Consider the following 11,758-nt stretch of genomic DNA (forward strand, 5'->3'; position numbering starts at 1 on the left):
CGGTTTTTTTATTGTTGACCCGGAAGGTCGAGCAGTGGCGGCAACTTTGCTGCCTTGAGGTGGGAGGTGTCCAACAAGAAAAACTGTTGCTGCAGACCAATAAATTTTGTGGATATTGGCAGCGCAGGCCCCGGCAACTGGAGGGAATCGGGATTGGCCCTATACTCAGCCATGATGGTCCTGCGGATCATCCACGGTGCGATTGCCGACAATGAGGGCTCCAGCTATGTATGCCGGTCAAATGAGCAGTATGGCGACAACGATTGGCGAGATACGCTGCCAGATGGCGGTCCAGATCATTTGCCTGCTGTCGGTGGCTACGCTTTTCTGTTGATCGAGATGCGTAGCCCTCAAGTGCGCCGCGAGGTGTCACTTTGGCAAGGTATTGCCCGAATTCCGAGCAACAAAAAAGGGCCCACCTTTCGGTGAGCCCTTCTAGACCGCCCAGCAGAGCGGATTTTGTTTGGTAGGCGCGATTGGACTCGAACCAACGACCCCCACCATGTCAAGGTGGTGCTCTAACCAACTGAGCTACGTGCCTGCTGTGAGGCGGCATTCTACGGAATTCCGTAGGGGTGTCAACATCTTTTTTGCAGCTAAGCCTATGAATATGCGAATTTTTTATTCGCGGGCGACACGCCCGTGATTTACGGGCGGCTGGCAGGCAATTTTCAACTCAGGTAGGATCGCCGCACTCGTAAAAAATATAAAACAGAGGTTCCAGGATGGCGAACACCCCCTACCCCCAGTCCTATTACGCCGCCTCCGCGAACGCGGTTCCGCCGCGCCCGGTGCTGCAAGGTGAGATCGAAACCGATGTCTGTGTGATCGGTGCCGGTTACACCGGCCTGTCCAGCGCGCTGTTTCTGCTCGAGAACGGCTTTCGCGTGACGGTGCTGGAAGCCGCCAAGGTAGGTTTTGGTGCGTCCGGCCGTAATGGCGGGCAGATCGTCAATAGCTACAGCCGCGACATTGATGTCATCGAACGCAGCGTCGGGCCCAAACAGGCGCAATTGCTCGGCGAGATGGCATTCGAGGGCGGCAGGATCATTCGCGAGCGCGTGACCAAGTATCAGATCCAGTGCGACTTGAAGGACGGCGGTGTATTCGCCGCCCTCAACAGCAAGCACATGGGCCACCTGGAATCACAGAAGCGCCTGTGGGAGCGCTACGGCCATACACAACTGGAACTGCTGGACGAGCGCCGTATCCGCGAAGTAGTAGCCTGTGACAACTATGTAGGCGGCCTGCTGGACATGAGCGGCGGGCATATCCACCCGCTCAACCTGGCCTTGGGCGAGGCGGCGGCCGTTGAGTCCCTGGGCGGCACGATCTATGAGCAATCGGCAGCGGTGCGCATTGAGCGTGGCGCCAATCCGGTGGTGCATACCGCCGAAGGTAAAGTCAGGGCCAAGTTCATCATCGTCGCGGGGAATGCCTACTTGGGCAACCTGGTGCCGGAGCTGGCGGCGAAATCAATGCCGTGCGGCACCCAAGTCATCACTACCGCCCCCTTGGGCGATGAACTGGCCAACACGTTGTTGCCCCAGGACTACTGTGTCGAAGACTGTAACTACCTGCTCGATTATTACCGCCTCACCAGCGACAAGCGCCTGATCTTCGGCGGTGGCGTGGTATATGGCGCGCGCGACCCGGCGAATATCGAAGCGATCATCCGGCCAAAAATGCTCAAGGCCTTCCCGCAGCTCAAGGACGTAAAGATCGACTACGCCTGGACCGGCAATTTCCTGCTGACCCTGTCGCGCTTGCCTCAGGTTGGCCGCCTCGGCGACAACATTTATTACTCACAGGGCTGCAGCGGCCATGGCGTGACCTACACACACCTGGCGGGCAAGGTATTGGCCGAAGCCCTGAGAGGCCAGGCAGAACGCTTCGATGCGTTTGCCGACCTGCCCCACTACCCGTTTCCGGGTGGCCAGCTCCTGCGCACGCCTTTTGCCGCAATGGGTGCGTGGTATTACGGGCTGCGGGATAAGCTGGGCTTTTGACGCACAACGGGGAGCCGGTTCGCCGGCTCCTTGCCTGGAAAGCCAAATCGCAGACACAAAAAACCCCGGTCTTTCGACCAGGGTCTTTGCTATCGGATCAAAGTCAGCCAATGGCTTTCCTTGTGCTTCAAGGCGTTCAGTGGGCCTTGAGGCAGATATGGCGCAGCGGACGGGACTCGAACCCGCGACCCCCGGCGTGACAGGCCGGTATTCTAACCGACTGAACTACCGCTGCGTATCGCTTGGCTGACTGAGACTAAAACCCTCAATCACCTTTAAACATCTGACTGATCAGCTTTTGCTGTTCAATCTCAAGCCCGATACATCGGACCTGGAAAATATGGCGCAGCGGACGGGACTCGAACCCGCGACCCCCGGCGTGACAGGCCGGTATTCTAACCGACTGAACTACCGCTGCGCGTCGGTGCAACCTTTAACGTTGCGTCTTGCCACAAGGGCAAAACTCTCAAGAAGTGGTGGGTGATGACGGGATCGAACCGCCGACCCTCTGCTTGTAAGGCAGATGCTCTCCCAGCTGAGCTAATCACCCTTTGCTTCGTTGAGGCCGCGAAATTTACGCAGGTAGCGGACCTAAGTCAATAGCCCGCTTGAAGTTTTTCTGAAAAAGACAAAAAAGCTTCAAGACCGCCCTACTCGCTGTAAATCATCTTCTTGCTCATGCCACCGTCCACCACGAACTCTTGCCCGGTGACAAACCCGGCCTGGCGCGACAGTAGCCACGCCACCATGGCTGCTACGTCCTCCACCGTGCCTACCCGGCCCGCCGGATGCTGGGCATGATCGGCATCGGTGAGCGGTTCGGCACGCCGCGCAGCGGGATCACGCGCATCGATCCAGCCAGGGCTGACCGCATTGACCCGCACTTCCGGGCCCAAGCTCATCGCCAGCGCGTGAGTCAGCGCCAGCAGGCCACCCTTGCTTGCCGCGTACGCTTCGGTGTCCGGCTCCGATTGGCGGGCCCGTGTCGAGGCCAGGTTGACGATAGCGCCACCGTGGGCGCGCAGGTACGGCGCACAGTGCTTGGCCAGCAGCATCGGCCCACTGAGGTTCACCGCCAGTACGCGGTTCCAGTACGCCAGGTCGAGGCTTTCCAGGGTGATATTGCGCGGATCGGCCACCGCCGCATTGCACACCAACGCATCCAGGCGCCCGAACTGTCCCAATACCTCAGCGACCCCTTGAGCCACCTGCTTCTCGTCGGCCACGTCCATGCTGATAAACCAGGCATTCTCGCCCAGCACCTTGGACACCTTGGAACCGCGCTCGCGATCCAGGTCGGTCAACACCACCTGCCAACCTTCGCTGATCAGCCACGCCGCGATCCCGAGGCCAATGCCCCGCGCCGCGCCGGTCACCAGCGCCACGCGCCCGTTACTGGCCGTTGCGGCCTCCATGGACCACTCGATCACAAGGCCGCCAGCCCGCGGGCCAGGTCGGCCTGCAAGTCAGCCACGTCTTCCAACCCGACTGCGATGCGAATCAGGCTGTCACGGATGCCTGCCGCTTCGCGCTCCTGCGGCGCCAGGCGCCCATGGGATGTGGTGCTCGGGTGCGTGATGGTGGTTTTGCTGTCACCCAGGTTAGCGGTGATCGAGATCAGGCGCGTGGCATCGATAAAGCGCCAGGCGCCCTCTTTGCCGCCCTTCACTTCGAAACTCACTACCGCGCCGAACCCACGCTGCTGGCGCTGCGCCAATGCGTGCTGCGGGTGGCTCTTGAGGCCGGCGTAATGCACTTTCTCGATCCCGTCCTGCTGCTCCAGCCACTCAGCCAGCGCCTGGGCATTGGCGCAATGGGCCTTCATGCGCAGGCTGAGGGTTTCCAGGCCTTTGAGGAAAATCCACGCGTTGAACGGGCTCAGGGTCGGCCCGGCGGTGCGCAGGAAGCCCACCACTTCCTTCATCTGCTCGCTGCGACCGGCCACCACACCGCCCATGCAACGGCCCTGGCCGTCGATGAACTTGGTGGCCGAATGCACCACGATGTCCGCGCCCAACTTCAACGGCTGTTGCAGAGCCGGGGTGCAGAAGCAGTTGTCGACAACCAGCATCGCGCCCTTGGCATGCGCTACTTCGGCCAGCGCGGCGATATCCACCAGTTCAGCCAGCGGGTTGGACGGCGACTCAACGAACAGCAGCTTGGTATTGGCCTTGATCGCCGCCTCCCAACCGGACAAATCCGCCAGAGGCACGTAGTCCACTTCGATACCGAAGCGCTTGAAATACTTCTCGAACAGGCTGATGGTCGAACCGAACACGCTGCGCGATACCAGCACATGGTCGCCAGCGCTGCACAGGCTCATCACCACCGCCAGGATCGCCGCCATGCCAGTCGCCGTGGCCACCGCCTGCTCAGCCCCCTCCAGGGCGGCGATACGCTCTTCGAACGCACGCACGGTCGGGTTGGTATAGCGCGAGTAGACGTTGCCCGGCACTTCACCGGCAAAGCGCGCAGCAGCGTCGGCCGCCGTGCGGAACACATAACTGGAGGTGAAGAACATCGGATCACCGTGCTCCCCTTCCGGGGTACGGTGCTGGCCGGCGCGCACAGCCAGGGTATCGAAAGCTACGCCATCGAGGTCGCTGTCCAAACGACCGGCATCCCATTCCTGACTCATGCTGCGACTCCTTACTCGAATTCTTTATTTAAGATACAAAACCGGCCCCTCAGGGCCGGTGTTCACTCAGTTGTTGTACAGATCGATGATCGCGCTGACCGCCTGGGTCTTGATCTTCGACGAGTCGTTGCGCGCCTGCTCGATCTTGTTCAGGTAGGCCTCATCGACGTCGCCGGTCACGTACTTGCCGTCGAACACGGCGCAGTCGAACTGGTCGATCTTGATCTTGCCGCCGCCGACCGCTTCGATCAGGTCAGGCAGGTCCTGGTAGATCAACCAGTCGGCACCGATCAGGTCGGCCACGTCCTGGGTCGAACGATTGTGGGCGATCAGTTCGTGGGCGCTCGGCATGTCGATACCGTACACGTTCGGGTAGCGCACGGCAGGCGCGGCGGAACAGAAGTACACGTTCTTCGCACCGGCTTCACGGGCCATCTGGATGATCTGCTTGCACGTGGTGCCGCGCACGATGGAGTCATCCACCAGCATCACGTTCTTGCCACGGAACTCAAGCTCAATGGCGTTGAGCTTCTGGCGCACCGACTTCTTGCGCGCCGCCTGGCCGGGCATGATGAAGGTACGGCCGATGTAGCGGTTCTTGACGAAGCCTTCGCGGAACTTGACGCCCAGATGGTTGGCCAGTTCCAGCGCAGCGGTACGGCTGGTGTCCGGGATCGGGATCACCACGTCGATGTCGTGCTCGGGACGCTCGCGCAGGATCTTCTCGGCCAGCTTCTCACCCATGCGCAGGCGCGCCTTGTACACCGAAACACCGTCGATGATCGAATCCGGACGCGCCAGGTAGACGTGTTCGAAGATGCACGGCGTGAGTTTCGGCGCAACGGCGCACTGGCGGGTGTGCAGCTTGCCGTCTTCGGTGATGTACACCGCTTCGCCCGGTGCCAGGTCGCGAATCAGAGTGAAGCCCAGTACATCCAGGGACACGCTTTCGGAGGCGATCATGTACTCGACGCCTTCGTCGGTGTGACGCTGGCCGAACACGATCGGGCGGATGCCGTGCGGATCGCGGAAACCGACGATGCCATAACCGGTGATCATCGCCACGACGGCATAGCCGCCCACGCAACGGTTATGCACGTCGATCACGGCGGCAAACACGTCTTCTTCGGTCGGCTGCAGCTTGCCGCGCTGGGCCAGCTCATGGGCGAACACGTTGAGCAGCACTTCCGAGTCGGAACTGGTGTTGACGTGGCGCAGGTCAGATTCGTAGATCTCCTTGGCCAGTTGCTCAACGTTGGTCAGGTTACCGTTGTGCGCCAGGGTAATGCCGTAAGGCGAGTTGACGTAGAACGGCTGAGCTTCGGCCGACGTCGAGCTACCCGCAGTCGGGTAACGCACATGGCCAATGCCCATGTGGCCGACCAGGCGCTGCATGTGACGCTGGTGGAACACGTCGCGCACCAGGCCATTGTCCTTGCGCAGGAATAACCGGCCGTCGTGGCTGGTCACAATACCGGCAGCGTCCTGGCCGCGGTGCTGGAGGACGGTTAGGGCGTCATACAGCGCCTGATTGACGTTCGACTTACCGACGATACCGACGATGCCACACATGCGACGCAACCCCTACTTAATGGATCTTGACTGAACACTCTTACTGAGGCGTTTTGGCCGGCAAGAGGTGTTCCTTGAACGGAAGATCAGCGGGTACGCTGATTCCGCTGGCCAGCCACTGACTGCTCCACCCCAATATGAGGTTCTTGGACCAATCTGCAACCAATAGAAATTTTGGCACGAGCACCGACTCCTGCCACCACGAATCCTGCTGTACCGGCCCCAGGCTCAACAGCCCGACCGCCACGACCACCAGCAACGCGCCACGCGCGGCGCCGAAGGCCATGCCGAGAAATCGATCGGTCCCGGAGAGACCGGTAACACGTATCAACTCTCCAATAAGATAATTGACCATTGCCCCCACCAGCAGCGTGGCGATGAACATGATGGCGCAGCCCGCGATGACGCGAGCCGAGGGTGTCTCTATGTACCCGGCCAGGTAGACCGACAGTGAACCACCGAACATCCAGGCTACGACTCCTGCGATGATCCAGGTCAGCAACGACAGTGCTTCTTTTACGAAGCCGCGGCTCAGACTGATCAAAGCGGAGATGGCGACGATTGCAACGATCGCCCAATCAACCCAGGTAAATGGCACAGTGCAGCCTACGTACGGATAAGGCGGCGCATTTTAGCAGAGCGCCGGGCTATCGGTAAGCGGTGATTGCGGGTGCTTTGCAAATCAATAGATTGGGCAGTGCGAAAGCTATTTCAAGACCGCCGAAGACCAATGTGGGAGGGGGCTTGCTCCCGATGGCGGTGGTTCAGTGTCAGATGCACTGACTGACCCACCGCTATCGGGAGCAAGCCCCCTCCCACACTTGACTGCATTTCAAGTCTCGAAATCAGCCGCGCTCAGGCTGAAAGCGAGTGACGAAACCCTTGAGGTTCTGCTGACGATCCAGTAGATCCCGCAGGCGGTCGGCTTCGGCGCGCTCGATCAGCGGCCCGATAAACACGCGGTTCTTGCCGTCGGCGCTACGGATGTAGGCGTTGTAACCCTGGGCGCGCAGCTTTTTCTGCAAGGCGTCGGCGCCTTCGCGGTTGCCCAGGCTGGCCACTTGGATCGACCAGCTGATCGGCAAGCCATTCGGGTCGATACGGCTCTGCCCCACGTCAGGCTTGCCCGGCGCGGCAGGCTGTGGCGCTACCGGTTTGGGTGCAGGCGCTGGCGTCGCCGGCTTGGCGGCAACAGCCGGAGCGGGTGTCGGCTTGACCACCGGCACGCTTGGCTGCACCGGCATGGACGGCGCCTGTTGCGCGGCGACCTCTTCGTCGCTCGGCACCGGCTCCTCTTCAGGCAGCGCCTGCGGCTCAGGCACCACCACCGGTTCAACCTGGACCTGAGGCACCACCGGTGCCTGGGGCGCAGCCGGAGCCTCGACGACCACCTGGCGCTGCTCGTCCTGACGGGAAAACAGCATCGGCAAGAAAATCACCGCCAATGCCACCAACACCAGGGCTCCGACCATTCGCTGCTTGTATGCGCTATCCAGTAATGCCATGTGCAGCTTCCTCCGTGGAGCGCCGGGCCAGCCATTCGAGCGCCTCGGCAACACAATAAAATGATCCGAACAACAGAATCTCGTCCTCGGCCGTCGCTACCGCACACTGCGCCTCGAGGGCCGCGGTGATGCTTGCATACGACGTCACCGATGCACCAAGGTTCTGCAAGGCAGTTTCCAGCTCAGTTGCCGGACGGCTGCGCGGCGTATCCAGCGGTGCAACGGCCCAGGACTGGACCCCGCTCAGCAACGGCGCAAGCACGCGGTCGAGATCCTTGTCGGCCAGCAGGCCAAACACCGCCAGGCGGCGGCCGGACGGCGGCGTGCGCGCCAAGCGCTGCGCCAGATACTCAGCGGCGTGGGGGTTATGGCCCACGTCCAGCAGCAGGTTCAGGCGCTTGCCCTGCCACTCCACTGCGCGCCGATCCAGGCGCCCTACTATGCGCGTTGCCAGCAAGGTTGCGGCAATTTGCCCGGCATTCCACGGCAGACCCAGTAACAGATAGGCTTGCAGCGCCAGCGCGGCATTCTCCATCGGCAGGTTCAGCAGCGGCAAATCGCGTAACACTACCGGCTGGCCCCGCGCATCGCGCCCGGACCATTGCCAATGCTGATCGCCGATCTCCAGGTTGAAGTCGCGCCCGCGCAGGAAGAACGGGCAGTCGAGCTCACGTACCTTGTCCAGCAAGGGTTGCGGAGGGTCAAGATCGCCGCACAAGGCAGGTTTGCCCCGGCGAAAGATCCCGGCCTTTTCGTATGCCACGGATTCGCGGGTGTCACCCAGGTAATCGACATGATCGACGCCGATGCTGGTGACCAGCGCCATGTCCGCATCCACCACGTTGACCGTGTCCAGACGCCCGCCAAGGCCCACTTCCAAGACGACGACATCGAGTTGCGCACGCTCGAACAGCCACAACGCCGCCAGGGTGCCCATCTCGAAATAAGTCAGGGAAATCTCGCCACGCCCTGCATCGAGGGCGGCGAAGGCTTCGCAGAGCTGCTCGTCGCTCGCTTCGCGGCCATTGAGCTGCACCCGCTCGTTGTAACGCAGCAGGTGCGGCGAGCTGTAGACGCCGACGCTCAGCCCTTGAGCCTGCAGCAGCGCCGCGACAAAGGCACAGGTGGAGCCTTTGCCGTTGGTGCCGGTGACCGTGATCACACGCGGTGCCGGCCGCCCCAACCCAAGGCGGGCCGCTACCTGTTGCGAGCGCTCCAGGCCCATGTCGATGGCGGACGGATGCAACTGCTCAAGGTAGGCGAGCCATTCGCCCAGGGTACGTTGGGTCATAGGTTTGCTGGCACCGGTGGCACGACGATCGGCTCGACCTTGGGCGCGACGTAGACAGGCGTCGGCAGGCCCATCATTTGCGCCAGCAGGTTACCCAGGCGTGGGCGCAGCTCACCGCGCGGGATGATCAGGTCGATGGCGCCGTGTTCCAGCAGGAACTCGCTGCGCTGGAAACCTTCCGGCAGCTTTTCACGCACGGTCTGCTCGATGACGCGTGGGCCGGCAAAGCCGATCAGGGCTTTTGGCTCACCGACGATCACATCGCCGAGCATCGCCAGGCTGGCGGAAACGCCGCCGTAGACCGGGTCGGTCAGTACCGAGATGAACGGAATGCCTTCTTCGCGCAGACGCGCCAATACCGCCGAGGTCTTGGCCATTTGCATCAGGGAAATCAGCGCTTCCTGCATACGCGCGCCACCGGAGGCGGCGAAGCAGATCATCGGGCAGCGGTTTTCCAGGGCATAGTTGGCGGCGCGCACGAAACGCTCGCCGACGATGGCACCCATGGAGCCGCCCATGAAGGAGAACTCGAACGCCGAAACCACCACCGGCATGCCCAGCAGCTTGCCGCTGACGGAGATCAGCGCGTCTTTCTCGCCGGTCTGCTTCTGCGCACCGACCAGACGGTCCTTGTACTTCTTGCTGTCGCGGAACTTGAGGCGGTCGACCGGCTCCAGGTCAGCGCCCAGCTCGTTGCGGCCGTCGGCGTCGAGGAAGATGTCGATACGGGCGCGTGCGCCAATACGCATGTGGTGGTTGCACTTGGGGCAAACGTCCAGGGTCTTTTCCAGCTCCGGGCGATACAGCACCGCGTCGCAGGACGGGCACTTGTGCCACAGACCTTCAGGAACCGAGCTTTTCTTCACCTCGGAACGCATGATCGAAGGGATCAGTTTGTCTACTAACCAGTTGCTCATGCTTTCTTTCTCCAGTACCGGTGGCTTGAACACAGCCCCGCGTATGCCCTTGAGCTAAATTCATATGTGGCGATGAGGCCGGCGGGACGGGGTCAGAGGTTCGACCAGCCATTTCCCGCCTGCATCCTCAGCCTTCCAGACAACCTGCCAGCGCAGGGTTGCCACTTCGTTTCCGGGCCTCCCGCAGGCGGCGCCGGTGCTGTTTTACACAGTGGTAGTTATGGACGGCGGCAGACTGCCAGCCGTCACATAACACCACTGCTGTTGCGCACGGCCTGCAGGAATGCGCGAATCTTGTGGTGATCCTTGATGCCCTTGCCCTGTTCCACCCCGCCGCTGACATCCACGGCATACGGCCGGACCTGCTCGATGGCGGCGCCGACATTCATCGGGTTGAGCCCCCCGGCCAGGATGACCGGCTTGCTCAGGCCCGCCGGGATCAGCGACCAGTCGAAGGCTTCTCCAGTGCCGCCAGGAACACCTTCGACGTAGGTGTCCAGCAGAATCCCGCGCGCGCCCGCATAGGCGGCACAGGCGGCGGCGATGTCATCGCCGGCCTTGACGCGCAACGCCTTGATATAGGGGCGCTGATAGCTGTCGCATTCGTCCGGGGTTTCGTCGCCATGAAACTGCAGCATGTCCAGCGGCACGGCATCCAGGGTTTCATTGAGTTCACAACGGCTGGCATTAACGAACAAACCCACGGTGGTCACGAACGGTGGCAGCGCGGCGATGATGGCCCGCGCCTGCGACACATTCACCGCCCGCGGGCTCTTGGCATAAAACACCAGGCCAATGGCATCCGCCCCCGCCTCGACCGCCGCCAACGCGTCTTCGATGCGGGTAATCCCGCAAATCTTGCTGCGAACGGCTGACATATCGTAGAAACCTCAGGGATTGAACCGAGAAAGTCCCGGATGGTAACAAAAGCTTTTCCAGGCGTCAGCCGCCAAGTTCACTGAAACCTGTGAGGAAGTGTGGCCCGATAAAACGCTGCGGCAGCTCGAACTCGTCGCGGTACTCCACATCCACCAGATACAGGCCGAACGGATGCGCCGTAACCCCACCGGTACGACGGATGCGGCTTTGCAGCACTTCCCTGGCCCATTCCACCGGGCGCTCGCCGGTGCCGATGGTCATCAGTACGCCCGCAATGTTGCGCACCATATGGTGCAGGAACGCCCCGGCACGGATATCCAGCACAATCATCTTGCCATGCCGGGTCACGCGCAGATGGTGGACTTCCTTGATCGGCGATTTGGCCTGGCATTGGCCGGCACGGAACGCGCTGAAATCATGCACACCCACCAGATGCTGCGCAGCCTCGGCCATGCGTTCGGCATCCAGCGGGCGGTGGTTCCAGGTGATTTCCTGGTTCAGGTGCGCCGGGCGGATCTGATCGTTGTAGATCACGTAGCGGTAGCGTCGGGCGATGGCCTTGAAGCGCGCATGAAAATGCGCCGGCATCACCTTGGCCCAGGTGACGCTGACGTCATGGGGCAGATTGATATTGGCGCCCATCACCCACGCCTTCATCGAGCGTTCGGCCTGGGTGTCGAAATGCACCACCTGGCCACAGGCGTGCACGCCGGCGTCGGTACGCCCGGCACACATCAGCGATACCGGCGAGTCAGCGACTTTCGACAGAGCGTTTTCCAGGGTTTCCTGCACCGTCAGCACACCGGAGGCCTGGCGCTGCCAGCCGCGATAGCGCGAGCCTTTGTATTCCACGCCGAGGGCGATGCGGTGAAAGCCTGCGGCCGCCATTTCGGCGGCCGCGTTATCTATATTTGCCAAGAACTGAGAGCCTGATGAGTTGCGCAAAG

The 11,758-nt window shown here is 61.6% G+C and carries 11 protein-coding genes and 4 tRNA genes; 2 read left to right on the top strand and 13 right to left on the bottom strand.

Annotation, left to right across the window (positions count from 1 at the left end; all coding sequences use genetic code 11):
- Positions 1-66 precede the first annotated feature (66 nt).
- On the top strand, positions 67-429 hold the full coding sequence (locus C4J89_RS26950) for a hypothetical protein (protein WP_164487599.1): 363 nt from the start codon (positions 67-69) through the stop codon (positions 427-429).
- Positions 430-464: 35 nt separating this feature from the next.
- On the opposite strand, the gene C4J89_RS17305 is transcribed toward C4J89_RS26950, so the two are convergent.
- Positions 465-541 (bottom strand) — tRNA-Val (locus tag C4J89_RS17305).
- Between the two features lie 184 nt (positions 542-725).
- Between C4J89_RS17305 and C4J89_RS17310 the strand changes: the two genes are divergently transcribed.
- The gene (locus tag C4J89_RS17310; RefSeq protein WP_124415132.1) at positions 726-2,009 is read left to right on the top strand and encodes an FAD-binding oxidoreductase; all 1,284 of its coding nucleotides are present in this window, start codon (positions 726-728) and stop codon (positions 2,007-2,009) included.
- Between the two features lie 158 nt (positions 2,010-2,167).
- On the opposite strand, the gene C4J89_RS17315 is transcribed toward C4J89_RS17310, so the two are convergent.
- The 12 genes from C4J89_RS17315 to truA form a co-directional block, all read right to left on the bottom strand.
- Positions 2,168-2,244 (bottom strand) — tRNA-Asp (locus C4J89_RS17315).
- A 106-nt stretch (positions 2,245-2,350) separates the two neighbouring features.
- A tRNA-Asp gene (locus C4J89_RS17320) sits at positions 2,351-2,427 on the bottom strand.
- 56 nt (positions 2,428-2,483) lie between these two features.
- Positions 2,484-2,559 (bottom strand) — tRNA-Val (locus C4J89_RS17325).
- A 100-nt stretch (positions 2,560-2,659) separates the two neighbouring features.
- Positions 2,660-3,424 carry an SDR family oxidoreductase gene (locus C4J89_RS17330; protein WP_124367667.1) on the bottom strand — a complete coding sequence of 255 codons (765 nt, stop codon included), beginning with the start codon at positions 3,422-3,424 and terminating at the stop codon, positions 2,660-2,662.
- 11 nt (positions 3,425-3,435) lie between these two features.
- Positions 3,436-4,647 carry an O-succinylhomoserine sulfhydrylase gene (locus tag C4J89_RS17335; RefSeq protein ID WP_124363593.1) on the bottom strand — a complete coding sequence of 404 codons (1,212 nt, stop codon included), beginning with the start codon at positions 4,645-4,647 and terminating at the stop codon, positions 3,436-3,438.
- Between the two features lie 66 nt (positions 4,648-4,713).
- Entirely contained in the window at positions 4,714-6,219 is a 1,506-nt protein-coding gene (gene purF / locus C4J89_RS17340) for an amidophosphoribosyltransferase (protein ID WP_124363594.1), read from the bottom strand.
- 40 nt (positions 6,220-6,259) lie between these two features.
- On the bottom strand, positions 6,260-6,817 hold the full coding sequence (locus C4J89_RS17345) for a CvpA family protein (protein WP_003192538.1): 558 nt from the start codon (positions 6,815-6,817) through the stop codon (positions 6,260-6,262).
- A gap of 247 nt (positions 6,818-7,064) precedes the next feature.
- A complete protein-coding gene (locus C4J89_RS17350; protein WP_124363595.1) occupies positions 7,065-7,724 on the bottom strand; it encodes an SPOR domain-containing protein in 660 nt (219 codons plus the stop codon).
- Positions 7,708-9,015 (bottom strand): bifunctional tetrahydrofolate synthase/dihydrofolate synthase, encoded by a 1,308-nt coding sequence (folC, locus tag C4J89_RS17355; protein WP_124415133.1) that lies wholly within the window; start codon positions 9,013-9,015, stop codon positions 7,708-7,710. Before folC ends, C4J89_RS17350 begins: the two co-directional genes overlap by 17 nt.
- Positions 9,012-9,932, bottom strand: coding sequence for an acetyl-CoA carboxylase, carboxyltransferase subunit beta (gene accD, locus C4J89_RS17360; RefSeq protein WP_005789754.1), 921 nt, complete (start codon positions 9,930-9,932; stop codon positions 9,012-9,014). Before accD ends, folC begins: the two co-directional genes overlap by 4 nt.
- A 245-nt stretch (positions 9,933-10,177) precedes the next feature.
- Positions 10,178-10,810 carry a phosphoribosylanthranilate isomerase gene (locus C4J89_RS17365; protein WP_124415134.1) on the bottom strand — a complete coding sequence of 211 codons (633 nt, stop codon included), beginning with the start codon at positions 10,808-10,810 and terminating at the stop codon, positions 10,178-10,180.
- Between the two features lie 64 nt (positions 10,811-10,874).
- Entirely contained in the window at positions 10,875-11,699 is an 825-nt protein-coding gene (truA, locus tag C4J89_RS17370; RefSeq protein ID WP_124416044.1) for a tRNA pseudouridine(38-40) synthase TruA, read from the bottom strand.
- Positions 11,700-11,758: the final 59 nt, after the last annotated feature.

It is taken from the genome of Pseudomonas sp. R4-35-07, assembly GCF_003852235.1.
GTDB lineage: Bacteria > Pseudomonadota > Gammaproteobacteria > Pseudomonadales > Pseudomonadaceae > Aquipseudomonas.